We start from the raw sequence: 20,150 nt of genomic DNA on the forward strand, positions 1-20,150 counted from the left end.
GCTCCGTTTGTCTCAATCTGTAACACGTAGACCCCGTTTTCACTGCTAGATGTTACAGATTGAGACAAACGGTCGGCCGGACTCACAACAGACAGGATCGGTCAACAGCAACCGTGATCCCTTGGCGACGGAGGAAAAGGGCCCCGGCCGAGAATTCGACCGGGGCCCTTGGACAGAGCTATGTTCGGCTTTCGCCGTGTGTCTGCGAGCTACTCCTCGACGAGCTCAAACTGATCGGGACCGACGCCGCACACCGGGCACACATAATCCTCGGGCAGCTCGGGCGTATCGACCTCAACCTCGTAACCGCAAACGACGCACACGAACTTATACGTCTTCTTCTCCTCAGCCATGATGTTCTCCTCTCGAACGCGACTGGTGATGTACTTCATTTATCAGTATAGATTCTCAATAATATAATGCAAGTATTTTTAAAACATTTCTAGCCTTGATACGAGGACGCCTTCGGAGGCGTCTTGCCCTTCAGGACCTTATGGTAGTAATCGTAGGTGAGCGGCGTCTCGTCGCTTAGGCGCTCGGCATCCTCGACCTCGCCGATAAACAGTAGATGCGTGCCCACATCCACAGTGTCGATCAAACGGCAGCTAAACAGCGCCGCCGCATGCTTGGGCACATAAGGCATGCCGAGAGCAGTCTCGCGAGTCTCGTACTTGGCAAACTTGTCATAGTCGCTGCTGGTGCGGAACCCAAAGTTACCGATATAGAGCATATCGGCCGTCTGATCGATCACGGTCAGCGCGAACGCTTTGGCCGAAGCGATGACGCCCGAGGTGACGTTGTCCTTGTTCACGGCAACCGAAATGCGCGGCGGCATGGACGTCACCTGCACCGCAGTGTTGATGACGCAGCCGGCGCGCAGCCCGTCTGCCGCGGCGCTCACCACGTACAGACCGCTCGGCATGGTAAAGAACGCAGTTTTGTCCATAACAATCACTCCCCTAACCCGGGTTGGAACCTCATGGATGTATGTACCCACAAAAAAAGCGGCGCCCATAACGGACGCCGCCTTTGAGACATATGTGTCAAAACAGTATAAGCAAGATGAGACGCCCGCAGTTGCGGTGAAATAGGGACTGAATAGCCCCTCAAACAGGCAAAACAGTCCGTATTCCACCGCAACTTACACAGAGCGCCTAGCGATTACGCTCCTTAAGTGCGCGGTCAATCTCGCGTTGAACATCGCGCTTGGCCATATCCTCGCGCTTGTCGTAAAGCTTCTTGCCGCGGCCTAGGCCCAGCAGCAGCTTTACGCGGCCGTCGGTATTAAAGTAGAGCTCCAACGGTACCAGCGCATAACCACGGTTACGAAGTTTGCCGTCGAGAAAGTCAATCTCCTTGCGGTGCAGCAGCAGACGACGACGGCGATCAGGGTCGCGGTTCCACACGCCACCATGGCTATAAGGGTGAATATGCAGACCCACGAGCCAGCACTCGCCGCCACGGATCAGTGCAAAGGTGTCGGTGATCTGGCACGCGCGCTCGCGAATCGACTTGACCTCGGTGCCACTCAGCTCAATGCCGCACTCAAAGGTCTCATCGATAAAGTACTCGTGGTGTGCCGAGCGATTCTTGGAGATGAGCTTGCGCTCGCGCTTACTGGGCATCGCCGGCCTCCTTGGCGCCATCGGAACCCTTGCCCGCAGCGTCGCGCTTTACCTTGCGCTCAGCATTGAGCTCGGCGTCGCTCTCGCGCACCAGTTTGATAATCGCTGCGCAGGCCTCCTCGCCCACCAGGTCGCGAGCACGCACCGTCAGGCGCGTCGCCTCCTGCTTGTCGCCGTCGCTCGCAGCATCGGTCGCACACATGATCAGGCAAATGGCAATCTCGGCCGAAGGCGAGGTCGGCACGCCCTGCAGGGCGAGCTCACCCATCACGTGCTCGTCGCTCTCCTCGGCGGCATCGGGATAGGCAGTATGAATCTTGTTGAGCAGGCGCGTCGTATGCGCATCGCCAGGCGCTAAGCGTAGTGCCAAACGCGCACAACCCACGGCGGCCGAGACATTCTCGGTCTCGGGCTCCAAGAAGTACTGCCCCAGGTTGGCATAAGCACGGGCGGCACACTTACCGTCGCTCGCACGCTCCAGCACCGAAAACGAAAGCGAAGCCCACTCCTGCTTGTCCTCGAGCGCGCGGAACAGCTCGGCCAGATCCAGGCGATAGTTGCAGTTCATGGGGTCCCAACGCACAGCCTGCATCAGGGCATTACGAGCACTCACATAATCCTGCTGGCGAATGTAGGCAAACGCCATGTCGGAATACAGGCGATCAAAGGGCACCTCGACCTGCACCAGCTCGCGCGGATCCTTTTCCACGCGGCGGTAGGCCAGACGCTCAAACTTGCTATCGAAGCTAAAGTACTGACGGTTCTCCTCCGTCTTGCACTCGGCGTCGATATACTCCTCGGCGAGCTCAACCAGACGCTCCAGCAGCGGCGTCGCCGTGGTCAGGTCGCCCTGCGCCAGATAGTTCTCGGCATACGTGATGTCTTGCAAGCTGATGGGCAGATCCATGACTACTCCTCGATCTGGGCGAAACACGGCAGGCGCCGTATAAACGGTCGATACACAAAACCCGGGTCTCTTGCGAGGCCCGGGCGTTCATTTTGTGGTAGCCCGTACCAGATTCGAACTGGTGATCTCCGCCTTGAGAGGGCGGCGTCCTAAACCGCTAGACGAACGGGCCATATGTAGCAAATGCAATGGCTGGGATGGAGGGAGTCGAACCCCCATTGACGGAACCAGAATCCGCTGTCCTGCCATTAGACGACATCCCAATGACTGCATCGCTGCGCTCGGCTGTGCCTTTGCGCAAGAAAGAAATATACGGGAAGTCCGGCCGTGACGCAAGCCCCAATTTTGAATTTTTTGAAATTCAGTCAAATACGGCCAACACGTGAAGGACCTGTGAAGCGCCAGCGACACGTACGGCGCCAAAGCCCGTAAAACATCCCGCATCTACCGCTGGTAGATTACAACAATGTAGCACTCACGGCTGATGGCACAATCGAACCGTCATCATTGCACGGATATCGAGGCGCCATGGACGAAGAGCTTGATTACCTATGGGAGACCCTGGGCCTCGAGATCACTGCTGACCTTTGGCCCGAACGGGACAAAATCCATCCCACTCTGCGCCCCGCCATCACGGTGATGCAGGCAAACTACCGCCGTGCATCCTTTTTGATCATGCGGATGTCATGGCACGCGGGACTCCCCGACCTTAAGCGAATCCAGGCAAGCCTCGTCGAGCTGTCCGGTATGCCGACTGTCATATCCGAGGCGCACCTGGAGCAGCGACAGCGCGAGCGACTGCAACAGCAGCGGATCCCCTTTATCTGCCCCGGCGTTCAGGCATATCTGCCCTTTATGGACGAGGAGTACTGGAGCGGCAAGCCCAACAAGCACGTAAAGGTCTACGATCCGCACGAATGGGCACAGCTCGATGATTGAGCCGAGCGAGCCCGCCGATGGAAAACACGTCCCACCCTGAGTACTCAAAACGGGTCGCACTTTCCGCAGCCGCTACAGCAACGCCTCGACCCAAGCCGATTCCCTAAAGCCGGGAATCGCAAAGTCGTCGCCCACCAACAGCGGACGCTTGACCAGCATGCCGTCGGTCGCCAGCAGCTCGTAGCACTCCCGATCCGTCATGCCCGCATCTAGACGCGCCTTCAGGCCCAGCTCTCGATATTTCATGCCCGACGAATTAAAGAAGCGCCGCACCGGCAGTCCCGAACGAGCAATCCAGGTCGCAAGCTCATCAGCCGTGGGATTGTCCAAAACGATATCGCGGTCGATATACTCTACCCCGTGTTCGTCCAGCCATGCCTTGGCCTTCTTACAGGTCGAGCACTTGGGATATTCAACAAACAATACCGCCATGGGATTTCCTTTCTTAGAGAAAACAGGTGTCCGGAAAACTGCACATCGACGACCACTCGCGATTGCAGCCGTTATTGTAGTCAATGTCGAAGCATAGGCAGTCGCGATGTCTCGTCTTAAGGCTAGCGCCTCGCATGGGCGCCGATGGGGCGCGTCTCGTGGTGCACCCATGCGGAGACCAGCAATACCAACAGCATCGCGGTGACATAGCCCGCAGCATCGAATCCTAAATCGATAACGTCGAAATGCCTGCCGGGAACAAAGATCTTATGTACCTGATCGCCAACGGAGCAGACGGCGCAAAAGAGCAACACGGGCACGCAACGGGAGCATACGCTCCACGGACGCCCGGAAAAGCAAACCACGACCACCGAGGCGAACAATCCGACGAAGAAAAACTCTACGGTATGGGCAACGCGACGGACGTTCGCGCCCACCCACATGCGAATGGAGGCAAGTCGGCCAGACCGGACATTCGAAGCAGCCGAATCGGTGCCCCCGGTCATCCCGTTCTCGGTCTGAGCTTCACCCGTGGCATCGGCAGCCTGTACGCCCGTAGCCTGACCCTCCACCACACGCGCGGTGGACTCGCTCAGCAACGACGTCTGCACCGCGTTTTGCTCCGTCAGCACCCAGATGCCCGCCAGCGTTGCAGCGAACAGAATGATCGCGGTCCATCCGATTATTTGTTTTACGCGCGCCAAGGGCCTACCTCCTTTTTTGAATATCAGCGAGTGTAGCCCCAAATGACATCGTCACCGTATCAAAATTTGAATCGCAACAGGAAGCGACAAAGCGACGCAAACCCCTACCCCGCCTCGCGCATCCAGCGATCGAACGTCCCCACGCACACGCCCAGGCACTTTGCTGCCTGGCTGCGGGTAATATCGCCCGCCTCATAGCTATCGCGCACCAGCTCAAACTGAGGAGGGCACGGCTTGCGAGGTCGACCGAAACGGACCCCTCGCGCCCGCGCCGCTGCAATTCCCTCCGCTTGGCGCCGATGGATATTCTCGCGCTCCACCTGCGCCACGTAGCTCAGCAGTTGCAGCACAATATCGGCAATCAGGGTATTAGTCACATCCGGCGTGCCGCTTGCCCTGGCGCGCGTGTCAAGCAATGGCATGTCCAACACCACAATGGCAACCCCGAGCTCCTTGGTAATGCGACGCCATTCCTCAAGAATCTCGGAGTAATTACGACCAAGTCGGTCGATAGAAAGCACCACCAGCACGTCCCCGTCTCCCAGGACGTGCAGCAGCTCGCGATAGCGCGGTCGATCGAAGTCCTTGCCGCTCGCATGGTCGGCATAAATATTCGCCGAGCCCACGCCATAGGCGCCCAGCGCATCCAGCTGCCGATTAAGATTCTGATCGCGCGAACTCACCCGCGCATAACCATACACCGTCGCCATCTCATCCCCGCTTTCTTGTAAACCTGCCAAAAAGGGACAGGTTTATTTTGGTAGGTTTTACCTCTCAAATAGCAGGTAAGCGGGCGGCCGAGCAGACGGCAAGGTAGCCATGATCCAAATGCGGAGGGCGGCCCCGAAAGACCGCCCTCCGCTCTCCCGCCATGAGTCGAGATTTGGCTAATGGATAAGCTTAAAGTCCAAGTGCCCACGCGTGGTATTGACGCGCGAGACCTCGATAATCACGCGCTGACCCAGTTCATAGCGAGTCCCCGTGTCGGCACCTGTGAGCGTGAGCGCATCCTCGTCGAACTCGAACCACTCGTTGCCCAGGCTCTTGATCGAAACCAAGCCTTCGACCTGCGTCAGGTCCAAGCGCACAAAGAGGCCCATGCTGCTAACCCACGAGACGGTTCCGGCATAGCGCTCGCCCAGACGGTCCTCATAGTACTGGGCAATCTTGATCTTTTGCGTCGCATGGCTAGCGGCATCTGCCGCGCGCTCGGCATCGCTGCATGCGCGGCAGATCTGCGGCAGAATGCGCGGCAGCGACTCGCGCCCCTTGCCGATCAGCCGCGGCGTACGGACCAGGGCGTCCTTGCCGCCGAGCTGCTCATAGGCCAACTGCAGTTTGAGCACGCGGTGCACCACCAGATCGGGGTAGCGACGGATGGGACTCGTAAAGTGACAGTAGCACGGCGCGGCGAGCGCAAAGTGGCCCTCGTTGCGCGGCTTGTACAGTGCGCGCTGCATGCTGCGCAGAAGCAGCGTGTTGACGAGCGGTGCGTTGGCCGTACCGGCGGCAGCATCAACTGCAGCCTGTAGCTCATCGGGACTCCCCAGGGCGATACCGGCAGCACGGCGATCGTCGATGATGCCTAGCTGCGCCAGCGCAACGGCGGCACCGTGCAGGCTATCGGGGCTCGGATCCTCATGCACGCGATAGCAGGCCTCGATATCACGGTCTGCCAGCCACTCTGCAACGCACTCGTTGGCGAGTAGCATGGCTTCCTCGATAAGCGACGTGGCACACGAACGCTCGCGCGCCACAATCTGCACGGGTACTCCGTCCTCATCCAATAGAGCGCGAATCTCGGCCGTGTCAAAATCGACTGAGCCGCGGGCACGACGAATACGACGGCGAAGTTCGGCGAGTTCGTTGGCGGCGACAAGGAAATCGCCGAGGTCGACGTTATAGCCGCGAGCAGTTTCCTCGCACGCAAGACCGCGCTCAAGCGCCTCCTCGCGCGAGGCCTCAGCAGCCGCAACATCCTCAGCGGCGCCTTCCAGCACCGAATACTCAACCGCGCCGGCACGCACCAGCAGCGCCTCGGCGCCGTCATAGTCCATACGCACACGCGAGCGAATCACGCTGGGGTAAGGATCGTAATGCCGCACGCGACCCTGCGCATCGAGCTCAATGTCAACGGTAAACGCAAGACGGTCCTCGTCAGGGCGAAGCGAGCATAGGTCACAGGACAGGCGTTCGGGCAGCATGGGAAGCACGCGATCGGCCAGATACACCGATGTCGTACGATGGCGAGCCTCAAGATCGATATGCCCGTCCCAAGCCACATAGTGAGAAACGTCAGCGATATGCACACCCAGCTTGTAGCCACCCTCGGGCGTGCGCTCAAGCGAAATGGCATCGTCAAAGTCGCGCGCGTCGACCGGGTCGATCGTGATGACAAAGCGGTCGCGCAGATCGCGGCGGAGCGGGTCCTTAAGCGCCGCGGACACATCGAGCGAAAGCCCCTCGGCCTCGTCCAGCGCGGCCTCGGGATAGCTATCGGTATAGCCGTAACGCGCCATCACGTATTGAACGCCCAAATCGGGCGCGTCATCTCCGCCAATGCGGCGTTCGATCGTCACGGTGCCCGATTCCAGGCGCGTCGGGTAGGTCAAAATGCGCGCGACAACGGCATCACCCGGGTGGACGCCCAGACGATCCGCCGAGGTATCCTCGGGCAGAATGAAGAAGTCGGCCTTCAGGCGCGAATCGAGCGGCTCGATCACACCGAGCGGACCAGCGGTCTGGTACGTACCCACCACGCTTATGGCTGCGCGCTCAACCACGCCTTCGATCACGGCGCGCCGCTCACCGTGCGGGCTGTTCTTAATGCTCACGGCAACGGTATCGCCATCCATGATCTCGCGCTTACCGCGGCCCATAACCTTGTAGTCGCCGCTCTCGGTTATGACATAGGCGCCATGCTCATGGAGCTGCACGCGCCCGGTCAGGCTCGGACGGCGTTCGCTGCGCACCGGCCCACGCTTATTGCGAGCACCGCGCTTATGCTTGTTATTGCGCCCCATGGCGCCTCCTTGCTATCGATGACGAACTCCAAAGAGTCTACCCAAATGATTCGCTTTCCTGCCGTCCCCTAGAGATCAAAAAACGGGCCGCCCCATAAGAGACGACCCGTTGGAAGGGATGAATTCCAGGCATGCCTACACGCGCAGGTAGCGGCGCATGGCTATGGCAGAACCAAAGAGACCGATAATCACACCGACCAGAATCAGCGCAGCATAGGTCACCAGGTAGTACTGCATCGGCAGGGCAAACGACATCCAGCCGATGCTCTCCTGCAAACGCGGAATCATCAGATTGCGCAGCAGCTCCAGAACGCCGATGGAAAGCAGCGAGCCCAAAATGGCCTGCAGTACGCCCTCGGTGATAAACGGGCCGCGAATGAAGCCGTTGCTGGCGCCGACCAGACGCATAATCGCAATCTCACGACGACGCGCCGTGATGGACAGGCGAATCGTGTTGTTGATGAAGATGAATGCGATAAAGGTCAAAAGGCCAACGAGCACCACGGCGGCGATGCGGATGTAGTTGGTCACCTGGAACAGGCGGCTCACTTCCTCTTGGCCGTACAGCACGCTCGCGTTGACGTCGCCGTCATCCGCGATCTTCTGGAAGTCGGCGTTCTTCTTGAGCTTCTGGGCCGTGCTCTCGACCTTGGACGGATCGTCCATCTCAATTGCAAACGAAGCCGGCAGCGGGTTCTGGCCATCGAGCGCGCTCATGGTGGCGTCGGCGTTGCCCGACATCTTGCTCGTATACTCGGCCAGCGCGTCGTCCTTGTCCTTATAGGTCACGGACTTGACGTTATTCCACGTCTTAAGCTCGGCCTCAAAAGCCTGAACATCGGCCTGATCGGCGTCATCGCTAATGAACGCGTTGATGACAACCTGATCCTCGACGGTGCCGATCACGGAGTTCAGCATCGCGGAGCCCATGATGAACAGGCCGATGATAAACAGCGAAAGGAAGATCGTGATGACGGCGCCGAGCGAGGTAGTCCAGTTACGGAAGAAGTGACTGATTGCCTCTTTGAAGGAGTAGCCCACGTTAGTTGGTGCCATAGTTGCCGTAACCTCCCCTCTCCTGGTCGCGGATAACGTGGCCGCCCTCGAGGGCGATCACGCGACGGTGCATGCTATCGACCATCTCGCGGTCGTGCGTGGCGACGATCACGGTGGTGCCGGTGCGGTTAATACGCTCGAGCAGCTTCATGATGCCCAGCGAGATCGCCGGGTCGAGGTTACCCGTGGGCTCGTCGCAGATCAGCAGCGGCGGACGGTTGACCATAGCGCGGGCGACGGCGACGCGCTGCTGCTCGCCACCGGAAAGCTGGTCGGGCAGCGAGTCCATCTGATCGGCCAGACCGACCAGACGCAGCACCTCCGGCACCTGGCTGCGAATGACGCCCTTGGGCTTGCCGATGCACTGCAGGGCAAACGCCACGTTTTCGTAGGCGGTCTTTTGCGGCAGAAGCTTAAAGTCCTGGAACACGGCACCAATCTGGCGGCGCAGGAACGGAACCTTGCGGTTCTTGATCTTCATGAGGTCCTGACCGGCAACCAAGATGCGGCCGCTCGTCGGCTTGACGTCGCGGTTGAGCGTCGACAGCAGCGTGGTCTTACCCGAGCCGGAATGACCGACCAGGAAGACGAACTCGCCCGGATAGATCTCGATGTTGATGTCGTCGAGTGCAGGCTTGTTGGGCTGTGCCGGATAGATCTTGGTGACATGCTCCATAAGGATGACGGGCTCGACACCGGCCTGCTTGGCCATCTTCTTGCGGCTGGCCTGCGGATCGATGGGCGCAAACACCGACGTAAAATCGGGGTTGTTGAGCGCGTTATCGAGGCTTGCGACCTCGGCTGCCTGATCGCTCTCGACCACCGGGGCAGCAGGCTGCGTGGGATCGGGAATAGCGGCAAAGAGGCCGGACTGCGCAGGCTGAGGAGCCGGTGTCGCAGGAGCCATGGGGTCGGGAATGCCGGCCATGCTAGGCTGCGGCGCGGCGGCGCCAGCCTGAGGCTGCTCCACGCGAGCGGTCACAGCCTGAACGGGCTCAAAACCCGCCGTGCCGGAAAGCGCGACATCGCTGGTGGGATTGTAGGCAAAGGGATCGGATGCCGGCTGTGCCTGATCTGCCGGCTGAGTGGGGGCCTGAGCAACAGGCTGGCCCTCTGAATCCGGAGTGGCGAAACGACTGCCCTGGACGCCTGTCAGCGTCTTGGGGGCATCATCGCCCGCACCGGAGGTACGGAAGTGGTTACCCACTGGTGCTCCTTATCGTCGTGCGTTTAAACTACATGAGCGCTTTGTATTTTAGCAGCATTAGCTTTGCTGCACATAAGAAGCATGGCGGGCTTTGGGATCCCACCGGCCGGGCGCAGGGTTACCTCCCAAATCGTCCTCGCGCATGGCCGGCATTTGTCCTGCTCCTGCGGAGCTGCGGACAAACGCCGGCCTGCGCTGCGGAAAGATTTGGGAGGTAACCCTGCGCCCGGCCTGCGGCTACTATGGGGCCGACGCACCAACTTGAGATGCTGCGCATACAAAGTTGGAAGGGTCTGAATTGCACTTTGTTGGGATGGGCCCGTTTCCCCATGGGAACCTTGCTTGGCAGGACTCTATTTTAAATTCAGCATAAACAGGGGCGCCCTCTTTGAGGACGCCCCTGTTCTGGCTTGTTTGTGGTTGTCAACGTGATACTTTGCCTCGTCTTGCCTTATGCCAAGAACTCCTTGGTGGTCGCCACGATGTTGGCGGCGTCCAGGCCGTACTTGTGCAGGAGCTCGGCACCCGGACCGGACTCGCCAAAGGTGTCGTTGACGCCAATCTTCTTGAGCGGCGTCGGGCACTGCTCACACAGAACGTCGGCAACGGCGCTGCCCAGGCCACCGATCACGGAGTGCTCCTCGACGGTCACGACGTGACCGGTCTTGGTGGCGCTCTTGACGATCAGGTCGGCGTCGATGGGCTTGATGGTGTGCATGTTGATGACCTCGGCATCGATGCCCTCGGCAGCGAGCTGCTCGGCGGCCTCGAGGGCCTCGCCGACCATTAGGCCGCAGGCGATGATGGTGACGTCGGTGCCCTCGCGCATGACGATGCCCTTGCCTACCTCGAACTTGTAGGTCTCGGGGTCGTTGATGACCGGCGAGGCCAGACGGGCAAAGCGCATGTACACGGGGCCGTCGCACTCGTAGGCGGCGCGCGTCACGGCGCGGGCCTCCACGTCGTCGGCGGGAACGATAACGGTCATGCCGGGGATGACGCGCATGAGGGCGATATCCTCGCAGCACTGGTGCGTGGCGCCGTCCTCGCCCACCGAGATACCGGCGTGCGTGGCACCTATCTTAACGTTAAGGTGCGGATAGCCGATGGAGTTGCGGACCTGCTCAAAGGCGCGGCCAGCGGCAAACATGGCAAAGGTGCTCGCGAAGGCGACGCGGCCGGTGGTCGCGATACCGGCGGCAACACCCATCAGGTTGCTCTCGGCAATGCCCACATCGAAGAAGCGGTCGGGGCAGGCTGCCTTAAACTTGCCGGTCTGCGTGGCGGCGGCCAGATCGGCGTCGAGGACCACAAAGTCATCGTGCTCGTTGGCGAGCTCGACGAGGGCCTCGCCGTAGCTTACGCGCGTGGCGATTTTCTTGACGTCTGCCATCCTAGAGCTCCTCTCCGGCGGCCGTGAGCTCTGCCATGGCCTGCTCAAACTGTTCATCATTGGGGGCCTTGCCGTGCCAACCAACCTGGTTCTCCATAAAGGACACGCCCTTGCCCTTCAGGGTCTCGGCGATAATGGCGGTCGGCTGGCCCTTGGTAGCGCGAGCCTCGGCAAAGGCGGCGCGGATCTGATCGAAATCGTTGCCGTCGGCAAGCTCCACCACGTGGAACTTAAAGGCGCGGAACTTGTCGGCGAGCGGCATGGGGTCGTTGACCTCCTCGACGGGACCGTCGATCTGCAGGCCGTTGTGGTCGACGATCACACAGAGGTTGTCGAGCTGCTGGTTGCCGGCAAACATGGCGGCCTCCCAGACCTGGCCCTCCTCGCTCTCGCCATCGCCCAGCAGGGCGTACGTGCGATAAGTATCGCCCCAGTGCTTGGCGGCGAGCGCCATCCCGACGGCGGCGGAGACGCCCTGGCCGAGCGAACCGGTGGACATGTCAACGCCCGGAGTGTCGTTCATGTTGGGATGACCCTGCAGGTGGCTGCCGATGTGGCGCAGCGTCTCAAGATCCTCCTTGGGGAAGAACCCACGCTCGGCGAGCACAGCGTACAGACCAGGTGCACAGTGGCCCTTGGAAAGCACAAAGCGATCGCGGTCGGCCTTGCGGGGATGGGCCGGGTCGACGTTCATTTCCTCAAAGTACAGATAGGTCATGATGTCGGCAGCGCCGAGCGAACCGCCCGGATGGCCGGACTTGGCAGCGTGCACGCCGGTGACGATGCCCTTCCTTACCTCGTTGGCAACCTTTTTGAGCTCTTCGTCGCTCATTGTGCCTTCCTTTCATCCTCATTAGACAAAATGCGCACGGCACCGAAGGTAATCCCAACACAGCCGCAATGCACGTACGTCATTCATTATGCTGGAAACTGATGGCTTTACCAGAGTTTTTATCATTATTTGAACAATTTAGCAGGCAGAACCGCTGATGAAACGGTTTATCAATGTGAACGTCTTTTGGATGGGACGCGGTCGGCCCTACGCGCTAATGTCCTTGAATCCCTCGCCGAAAGCTTCCGTAACGTCGGCGACCGTCACAATGGCGTGAGGATCGCGCTCGCGCACGATCGTCTTGAGGGTATTGAGCTCTCGACGGTTCACGATGACCATGATCACCGGCTTCTCGGCACCCGAATACATGCCAGTCGCCTTAAACTTGGTACAACCACGACCCAGGCCATACATGATATCGGCAGCGATATCAGGGAACTTGTCCGAGATGATGAGTACCATACGGCGTTTGTTGCCACCATCGACCACGGCATCGATCACGTAGCCGCTAATGACCATCGAAAGGCCTGCATATAGTGCATTTTCGATTGAAAAGACCGGAGCCGACAGCGCGCATACGGCAACATCGATCGCCATGACGGTCGAGCCCACGGGCAGTGAGGTATTACGCGAGATGATTTGGCCAATCGTGTCCGAGCCGCCGGTGTTGGCGCCGGCGCGCAGCACCATGCCGTAACCGATGCCTGTAATAATGCCGCCCCACATGGCAGGGAGCATCAGGTCCGCATCCGCCAGAGGTGCTACAAACGGGGCGAACAGATCGGTAAAGAAGCCCAGCAGCACAAAGCCCGTCGCGGTCTGCACCACGTAGAACATGCCGCCCTCGCGCATAACGACCAGCAGCAGCAAGGCGTTCATCACGATCGTCTGAATACCAACGGGAAGCGATAGACCGCGCGATGCGCCGACCGCCTGGATAATGGTGGCAAGGCCCGTAACGCCACCGGCAGCAAGGCCGTTGGGAATCAAAAACAGGTCGGTCGCAATAGCGGCCAGAGCGCACCCCAACATAATCTGGGGCAGGTCGTGAAAGAAGTTCATCGAAAGAATGCGCTTAATGTCCAGACGATATGCCATGCTGCCTCCCTCAAAAAAGCGCACCCAAACGGATGCGCTTCGAACTTCTTGCTGTATTCGATTCTACCGATTCGCCGGACAAAAACCACCCCTGCGCAGGGTTTATTCCGGATACAAACCCGTCCAACCGTTGGGCTTAGCATCGGCTTGAAGCCGCCCGATGTTTTAGATCTCCGAGCCTTCTGCATCGGCGTTGCCGGTGGCCCAGCGATGATAGCCAATAACAAACGGGTCCAGGTCGCCATCGTCAAGAACTGCCTCGACGTTGCTGGTCTCAACGCCCGTGCGTAGGTCCTTAACCATCTGATACGGGTAGAGCACGTAGCTGCGGATCTGGTTGCCAAAACCAATCGTGGTTTTGGGTCCGCGAATCTCATCCAGGGCCTCGGCGCGCTTCTCGAGCTCAATCTCGTACAGGCGAGCCTTGAGGATCTGCATGCACGCGGCCTTGTTCTGGATCTGGCTGCGCTCGTTTTGGCAGGTGACCACAATGCCGCTGGGGAAATGCGTCACGCGCACGGCGGAGTCGGTGGTGTTAACGCCCTGACCGCCCGGGCCGCTCGCGTGGTACACGTCCACGCGGATGTCATCGGGACTGATTTCGATGTCGATATCATCGGGTAGCACGGGGATGACCTCGACGCCGGCAAACGTGGTCTGGCGGCGCTTCTTGTCGTCGGTGGGGCTAATGCGAACCAAGCGGTGGACGCCGGCCTCGGCGCGCAGCATGCCAAATGCGTCCTTGCCCTCGACGGTAAAGGTCGCGCGGTCGATGCCGATGACCTCAGCAGCGGGGCAGTCGTTAATCGTGACCTTCCAGCCGCGACGCTGGCAGTACTTCATGTACATCTTAAAGAGCATGAAGGTCCAGTCCTGGGCCTCCAGACCACCCTGTCCGGGCTTGATGGTCACAATGGCATCGCCGTGATCGAACTCACCGGTAAACCAGCTCGAAAGCTCAAGCTCATCGATGGCACGGGCCAGGCGCTCAGCCGTGGCTGTAGCCTCCTCGCGAAGAGCGGCGGCATCGGGGTCATCCCCCATCTCCTCGGCAAGCTCCAGCGCGGCGCGGGCATCGGAAAGCTCGCCGCGCGCGTTGTCCACGGCGGCGATATCTTCCTTGGTGCGCGCGATTTCCTCCATGGTGGCACGGGCGGCGTCGGCGTCATCCCAAAAGCCGGGGGCCACGCTTTTGGCCTCGAGCTCGGTCACGCGCGTGCGCTTTTCGTCCAAGTGGAGATACGACTCGACCTCGCCGAGCCGGTCCGCAAACGCGTCCAGCTCGGCGAGCGTTACCTCTAAAGCCTCAGCCATTAACGATTCCTGCCGTGGCAGTACTTAAACTTCTTGCCGCTACCGCAGGGGCACGGGTCGTTGCGGCCCACGTTGACGTACGGATCGTCGCTCTCGGACTTGCGATAGGTGGTCACCTTGCCACCGTTGTTGACGGCAGCCGGTCCGCCTTGAACAGCCGTGCGGGCCTGCACCTGCGCCTGCTTGCGCAGCACCGAGTCGCCGTTGTCACCATCGACCTCGGCAGGACCGGAGAAGCGCGCGCCCTCGAGCGCGGGCTCCTCCTTGTGCTCCACGGCACGCGGGGCAGCCTTGATCTCGATGCGCAGAACCGTGCGCAGGTAATCCTCATACATGGTATCGACGAGTATCTGGAACGCGCCGTAGGCCTCGGTCTTGTACTCAACCAGCGGGTCGCGCTGGCCAAAGCCGCGCAGGCCGATGCCGGTCTTGAGGTAGTCCATCTCCTGCAGGTAGTTCATCCAGCGGGTATCGATGACGCGCAGCATGACCTGGGTATTGAGCTCGCGCATCAGGTCCTCGCCCAAGCGCTCGGCCTTCATGTTGTAGCACTTCTCTACGTAAGCCAGGACATCGGCAGCCAGAGCCTCATAATCCTCGTCGGGGAACTTCGGCGTATCGATGTGGCCGGTGAGCTCCACAACCCACTTGCGCAGGCCCTCCAGGTCGCGCTCGCCATCGTGACTGTCCTTGGTGCAGAACTCCTGAACGCAGCGGTACACGGTGTCGTGCATGACCTCGGTGATGTGGTCGGTCAGGTCCTTGCCGTCCAGAATCTTATTGCGCTCAGCGTAGATGACCTGGCGCTGCTTGTTCATGACGTCGTCGTACTCAAGGACGCTCTTGCGCATGGAGAAGTTGATGCTCTCGACCTTGTGCTGGGCGCTCTCGACGGCCTTGGAGATGATCTTGTGCTGGATGGGCATGTCGTCGCCCATGTCGGCCGTGACCATCATCTTGGAGACGCGGTCCATCTTGTCGCCGCCGAACAGGCGCATGAGGTCGTCCTCGAGCGACAGGTAGAACTGGGTCTCGCCCGGATCGCCCTGACGGCCGGAGCGGCCGCGCAGCTGGTTGTCGATACGACGGGACTCGTGGCGCTCGGTGCCGATAACGGTCAGGCCGCCGGCGGCAAGCACGCGCTCGCGCTCGGCCTTGCAGGTCTCCTTGGCCTCGGCGTTAAACTGCTCAAGCTGCTCGGGCGTCACGTCCTCCATGGTCAGGCCCTCGTACTCAAGGCGCTCGCGCACCAGCTCGTCGGGGTTGCCGCCCAACAGGATGTCGGTACCACGACCGGCCATGTTGGTAGCGATGGTCACGGCGCCGTAGCGTCCGGCCTGGGCAACGATATGAGCCTCGCGCTCATGGTGCTTGGCGTTGAGGACCTCGTGCGCGATGCCGCGCTTGGTAAGGGCGGCCGACAGCTTCTCGGAGCTCTCGATGGAGACGGTGCCCACCAGGACCGGCTGGCCCTTGGCGTGACGCTGCTCGACATCGTCGGCGACGGCGTTGTACTTGGCTTGAATGGTACGGTACACCAGGTCCTCGTGGTCAACACGCTGAACGGGTTTGTTGGAGGGGATGACCTCGACGGGCAGCTTGTAGATCTCGCGGAACTCGGCATCCTCGGTGAGTGCCGTACCGGTCATGCCGGAGAGCTTGTCATACAGACGGAAGTAGTTCTGCAAGGTGATAGTGGCCAGCGTCTGGTTCTCCTCGCGTACAAGCACGCCCTCTTTGGCCTCGATGGCCTGGTGCAGGCCCTCGGAGTAACGGCGGCCTTCCATAATGCGGCCGGTGAACTCGTCGACGATCTTGACCTCGCCGTTGGTGACCACATACTGCTTGTCGCGGTGGAACATGTACTGGGCCTTCAGCGCCTGCTGCAGGTGGTTGACCAGCTGGCCGGAGAGATCGGCATAGATGTCATCGATACCCAGGCGGCGCTCGATCTTCTTAAGACCGCGCTCGGTGGCAGCGATGGTGTGCTTGGCCTCGTCCATGACGTAGTCGCCCGTGGGTTCAACGTCCTCGGTGGCGGTAAGCATGTCGTGCGACACGTCCTCGCCGCGCTCAAGGCCGCGCACGGCGCGCGCGAAGTCCTTGTAGGTACTGGCGGACTTGGTGCCAGCGCCCGAGATGATCAGCGGGGTGCGAGCCTCATCGATCAGGATGGAGTCAACCTCGTCGACGATGGCGTAGTTGTGGCCGCGCTGCACGCGCTGCTCGGGACGGGTAACCATGTTGTCGCGCAGGTAATCAAAGCCGAACTCGGAGTTGGTGCCGTAGGTGACGTCGGCCTGGTAGGCCGGGCGCTTGAGCTCGAGCGGCATGTTGTTCTGGAGCAGACCGACGGTCATGCCCAGGTACTTATAGATGCGGCCCATCCACTCGGAGTCGCGCTTGGCAAGGTAATCATTGACAGTAACGACGTGCACGCCCTTGCCGGCAATAGCGTTGAGATAGCCGGCCAACGTGGAGACGAGGGTCTTGCCTTCGCCAGTCTTCATCTCGGCGATGTGGCCCTCATGCAGTGCCATGGCGCCAATGAGCTGCACGTCAAAGTGGCGCATACCCATGGTGCGCTTGGAAGCCTCACGCACGGTGGCAAAGGCCTCGGGGAGCATGTCGTCGAGCGACTCGCCGTTAGCGTAACGCTCGCGGAACTTATCGGTCTGGCCGCGGAGCTCCTCCTCGGTCATCTTCTCAAACTGGGGCTCAAGACCGTTGATCTGGTCGACGATCTTGTAGTAGCGCTTAAGGTCCTTATCGGATCCAAAGGACAGCAGCTTTGACATGAATCCCATGTGGTTTTCCTTTTTGGCCATCGCCCGCGGCATGAAACCTTGGACGAGTTAAACACAGATATTTGTACTTTAGCCAAACAAGGCGCCGCCTATGCGGTCGACACGCTCGACCACGTAATAACTACGACAGCCCGCCAAAAAGGGACTGGTTTATTTTGGCAGCTTTTATCTGGGAAAACGCTGTCTCTCTGCCATTTGGTGCAAATCAACCTGTCCCCTTCGCACCAACCTGGTGCAATGGGGACGGGTTAGCTTGCACCAATAAAAAGAAAAGGGCCGCGCACCCAAACGGATGCGCGGCCCTCATGCCATGAATGCGAGTGTTTCCGCGGCGAGCTATTTACTCAGCAGCCTCGGTGGTCTCGGCCTCGGCAGCGGCCTCCTCGACGGGAGCCTCTGCGGGAGCCTCGGCGGCCTGCTTGGCAGCCTCCTCGGCAAACTTAGCAGCACGCTTGGCCTTCTCGGCAGCCTTAGCCTCAGCGGCGGCCTTGCGAGCGGCCTCGGCCTCAGCAGCCTTGGCAGCCTTGGCAGCCTTGGCCTCCTCGGCCTTCTTGAGCTGGGCGGCAGCGGCGCCACCGAACTTGTCGGCGAAGCGCTGGACGCGTCCACCGGTGTCGACGAACTTCTGCTGGCCGGTGTAGAACGGGTGGCACTCGTTGCAAAGCTCAACCTTCATCTCGGACACGGTAGCGTGCGTCTTGAAGGTGTTGCCGCAGGAGCACGTCACCGTGCACTCGACATACTGGGGATGGATACCCTGCTTCATGGTAGGACTCCTTATTGGTCAGGCGCTGGTTACCGATCAGCGCATAAGGCGTCTTGGTTTCCGACCAAGACAACAAACTCGGCTATGGTACCACGGCGCCGAGCGTCCCACAAAAGGTTCACGGTCTTTTCGGCACAACACGAGCTGGACCTTAAATATCAACTTCATCCGAACACTCCCCCACATTCATCTCTCGTATGTATCGAGGTATTCCTGCTTGAGCGTCTGCGAGGACGACTTGATCTTTTCCACGAGCGTGCCGGCCTCGATGAAGTAGAACGAGTTGGTGAGGTCTGCCAGGTCGTCGAGCAGATGGCTTGAAATGAGCACGCTTCGTCCCCGCGCCACCTCGCTGCGCATCGCGTCGCAGGAGGTTTTCCGCTTTCCCGGATCGAGGCCGTTCAGCGGTTCATCGAGGATGAGGTACGGGCAATCGGTCGCTATCGCCATGGCAAGCTTTACCTGCTGCTTCATTCCTGTCGAGAGTTTACGGGTCGGCTTGTCGAGATATGGGGAGATTCCGAGGGAGTCGCAGAGCGAGTCGATGTCGGCGGCCGATTTCCACGCCTCCCTAACGAAAGCAAGGTGCTCGATGGCCGATAGCGTGGGATAGAGATCCGCGCTGCCCGAAGAGCTCAGGTAGACGAGTTCTGCAAATTCGGCTGATCGGCGTTGGCAGATTCCGTCTGCCGCCAGGCTTCCCGAGCGGATGCGGGTGGGAAATTGGCCCGACAGCGCTTCAAGAAGGGTGGTTTTCCCCGAGCCGTTGGGAGCGACGAGGCCCGCCGCCGTTCCCGGGCTCAGGAAAAGCGACCCGATTGAAAGTACCGTCGTGCTCCCGTATCCCACGCTCGCGTCCAGAAGCTCGATCCCATGGCGCTTTTTCGCGGGTCCAGGCTGTTTGGGGGAACGTGCCGCAACGGCGCCGACCGCAAAAAGGACCGCGACGTATGCCAGGGCCACGGCAAGCATCGATGCGCTGCCTGAACCGGAGCCAATGAATTCTGTCGGGAAGCATCCTACGTAACCCGTTGCCTCGATAGGCGAGAACACGGCCAGCGGCAGGAGCCCGAGCACGGCATTATGCCCTAGTGCCGAATCGGACAATAACGGGAATGCCGGGGCCGCGACAAGCAGCGCGGAGGTAAGGGGGCCCGCGAGGACGCGCCTCGTTGCGGTCGATAGGACGGCGGAGAAAACGGATATCAAGGTTCCGCCCGCAAGCAGCGCGAGAAGCAGGGTCGTGAAGACGTTTCCCGCGGTCGTGGTGGCAAGCGCGCCGTCATGGAAGAAGGCGATCGGGTACCCAATTTGCCCGAAGCCGTTTAGGGCCAAGGCGTAAATGCCCCCGGGTGCGAGGCCGACGAGGAGCATCGCGGTCCCCGCGGCGATTATCGAGAACACGATCTGGATAAGGCGCCGGAATTTGGGCGCGGGCGCCTTCGCCGCCAGGGTCGCAGGCCTTGTGGCCCCGAGCAGGAGTATCGACGAGAGAAGGAAGGGAATGAAGGGAAGGAAAGACGGCACCGCGGCAATGGCGTAAGGCAGGAAGGAAAGGAACGGCAGGTCGCTTGCGGAGGCCGGGATATCCGTGATGCCGGAGCTGCTCAGGGCACGGCAATATGCGAGCGCCGCGTCATTGGTCTCTTGGTCTCCCACGATGGACCCGGATTGGAAGCCTTCGTCCATGAGCGCGTAGTAGCTCTCGGCAGAATCGAGAAAGGCGGCGTCGGTTTGAGCGGCAAGGGCGGCGTTCGCGTATCTTGCAAGCTCCGCGTCAGCTTGCTGCTCTGGAGATAGGTCTGTGCCGCTGGCCTGGGGTGCGCGCGTATTGAATGCGTCGACAAAGCCCTGCATGCCCTGCTTCATAAAGAAGGGCCCGTAGATGGGTGAATTGAACGCAATGGGGATGGAGAAGGCTGCAGCGAGAACGAGCGTAGAGATCCATACGGCCCTGTCTCTTAGGATTAGTTTGAGAAGAAGTCGACAGTACATTTAGAAGCACCTACGTTCCTCAAAGAATTGTTAGATTAAAAGTAACAGACCG

The 20,150-nt window shown here is 60.2% G+C and carries 18 protein-coding genes and 2 tRNA genes; 1 reads left to right on the forward strand and 19 read right to left on the reverse strand.

Going from position 1 to position 20,150, the window contains the following annotated elements; genetic code table 11:
• Nucleotides 1-209: 209 nt before the first annotated feature.
• From CHY22_RS02435 to CHY22_RS02460, 6 genes are all read right to left on the reverse strand, one after another.
• Nucleotides 210-353, reverse strand: coding sequence for a rubredoxin-like domain-containing protein (locus tag CHY22_RS02435; protein WP_055251878.1), 144 nt, complete (start codon nucleotides 351-353; stop codon nucleotides 210-212).
• Nucleotides 354-442: 89 nt separating this feature from the next.
• Nucleotides 443-946, reverse strand: coding sequence for a flavin reductase family protein (locus CHY22_RS02440; RefSeq protein WP_089572218.1), 504 nt, complete (start codon nucleotides 944-946; stop codon nucleotides 443-445).
• Nucleotides 947-1,154: 208 nt separating this feature from the next.
• A complete protein-coding gene (gene smpB, locus CHY22_RS02445; protein ID WP_006235325.1) occupies nucleotides 1,155-1,625 on the reverse strand; it encodes an SsrA-binding protein SmpB in 471 nt (156 codons plus the stop codon).
• On the reverse strand, nucleotides 1,615-2,532 hold the full coding sequence (locus CHY22_RS02450; RefSeq protein ID WP_089572220.1) for a hypothetical protein: 918 nt from the start codon (nucleotides 2,530-2,532) through the stop codon (nucleotides 1,615-1,617). The genes smpB and CHY22_RS02450 overlap by 11 nt, the downstream gene beginning before the upstream one ends.
• Nucleotides 2,533-2,627: 95 nt before the next feature.
• Nucleotides 2,628-2,704: transfer RNA gene (locus CHY22_RS02455), tRNA-Glu, on the reverse strand.
• 17 nt (nucleotides 2,705-2,721) lie between these two features.
• Nucleotides 2,722-2,795 (reverse strand) — tRNA-Gln (locus CHY22_RS02460).
• A gap of 265 nt (nucleotides 2,796-3,060) precedes the next feature.
• Between CHY22_RS02460 and CHY22_RS02465 the strand changes: the two genes are divergently transcribed.
• Complete coding sequence (locus CHY22_RS02465) at nucleotides 3,061-3,471, forward strand: hypothetical protein (RefSeq protein WP_089572222.1); 411 nt, start codon at nucleotides 3,061-3,063, stop codon at nucleotides 3,469-3,471.
• 72 nt (nucleotides 3,472-3,543) lie between these two features.
• Here the strand turns inward: CHY22_RS02465 and CHY22_RS02470 are convergent, their stop codons facing one another.
• From CHY22_RS02470 to CHY22_RS02530, 13 genes are all read right to left on the reverse strand, one after another.
• Nucleotides 3,544-3,903, reverse strand: a complete 360-nt coding sequence (locus CHY22_RS02470; RefSeq protein ID WP_089572223.1) for an arsenate reductase family protein — start codon at nucleotides 3,901-3,903, stop codon at nucleotides 3,544-3,546.
• Nucleotides 3,904-4,025: 122 nt separating this feature from the next.
• A complete protein-coding gene (locus CHY22_RS02475; RefSeq protein ID WP_158551209.1) occupies nucleotides 4,026-4,607 on the reverse strand; it encodes a VanZ family protein in 582 nt (193 codons plus the stop codon).
• 104 nt (nucleotides 4,608-4,711) lie between these two features.
• Nucleotides 4,712-5,317: a recombinase family protein gene (locus CHY22_RS02480; RefSeq protein WP_089572227.1), complete on the reverse strand. Its 606-nt coding sequence runs from the start codon at nucleotides 5,315-5,317 to the stop codon at nucleotides 4,712-4,714.
• A gap of 177 nt (nucleotides 5,318-5,494) precedes the next feature.
• Nucleotides 5,495-7,630 (reverse strand): RNB domain-containing ribonuclease, encoded by a 2,136-nt coding sequence (locus CHY22_RS02485; RefSeq protein ID WP_089572229.1) that lies wholly within the window; start codon nucleotides 7,628-7,630, stop codon nucleotides 5,495-5,497.
• A gap of 135 nt (nucleotides 7,631-7,765) precedes the next feature.
• Nucleotides 7,766-8,686: a permease-like cell division protein FtsX gene (gene ftsX / locus CHY22_RS02490; RefSeq protein WP_089572231.1), complete on the reverse strand. Its 921-nt coding sequence runs from the start codon at nucleotides 8,684-8,686 to the stop codon at nucleotides 7,766-7,768.
• Nucleotides 8,673-9,893 carry a cell division ATP-binding protein FtsE gene (gene ftsE / locus CHY22_RS02495; protein WP_089572233.1) on the reverse strand — a complete coding sequence of 407 codons (1,221 nt, stop codon included), beginning with the start codon at nucleotides 9,891-9,893 and terminating at the stop codon, nucleotides 8,673-8,675. Before ftsE ends, ftsX begins: the two co-directional genes overlap by 14 nt.
• A gap of 451 nt (nucleotides 9,894-10,344) precedes the next feature.
• Nucleotides 10,345-11,286 (reverse strand): transketolase family protein, encoded by a 942-nt coding sequence (locus tag CHY22_RS02500; protein WP_089572234.1) that lies wholly within the window; start codon nucleotides 11,284-11,286, stop codon nucleotides 10,345-10,347.
• A gap of 1 nt (nucleotide 11,287) precedes the next feature.
• Nucleotides 11,288-12,118: a transketolase gene (locus tag CHY22_RS02505; RefSeq protein WP_089572236.1), complete on the reverse strand. Its 831-nt coding sequence runs from the start codon at nucleotides 12,116-12,118 to the stop codon at nucleotides 11,288-11,290.
• A gap of 207 nt (nucleotides 12,119-12,325) precedes the next feature.
• Nucleotides 12,326-13,216, reverse strand: a complete 891-nt coding sequence (locus CHY22_RS02510; RefSeq protein WP_089572238.1) for a YitT family protein — start codon at nucleotides 13,214-13,216, stop codon at nucleotides 12,326-12,328.
• 165 nt (nucleotides 13,217-13,381) lie between these two features.
• Entirely contained in the window at nucleotides 13,382-14,530 is a 1,149-nt protein-coding gene (prfB, locus tag CHY22_RS02515; RefSeq protein WP_089572239.1) for a peptide chain release factor 2, read from the reverse strand.
• A complete protein-coding gene (gene secA, locus CHY22_RS02520) occupies nucleotides 14,530-17,337 on the reverse strand; it encodes a preprotein translocase subunit SecA (protein WP_089572242.1) in 2,808 nt (935 codons plus the stop codon). The genes prfB and secA overlap by 1 nt, the downstream gene beginning before the upstream one ends.
• 340 nt (nucleotides 17,338-17,677) lie before the next feature.
• Nucleotides 17,678-18,103, reverse strand: a complete 426-nt coding sequence (gene rpmE, locus CHY22_RS02525; protein WP_006235303.1) for a 50S ribosomal protein L31 — start codon at nucleotides 18,101-18,103, stop codon at nucleotides 17,678-17,680.
• A gap of 186 nt (nucleotides 18,104-18,289) precedes the next feature.
• Complete coding sequence (locus tag CHY22_RS02530; protein ID WP_168170413.1) at nucleotides 18,290-19,972, reverse strand: ABC transporter ATP-binding protein; 1,683 nt, start codon at nucleotides 19,970-19,972, stop codon at nucleotides 18,290-18,292.
• Between the last annotated feature and the right edge of the window lie 178 nt (nucleotides 19,973-20,150).

It is taken from the genome of Collinsella sp. TF06-26, from assembly GCF_002232035.1.
Lineage (GTDB): Bacteria > Actinomycetota > Coriobacteriia > Coriobacteriales > Coriobacteriaceae > Collinsella.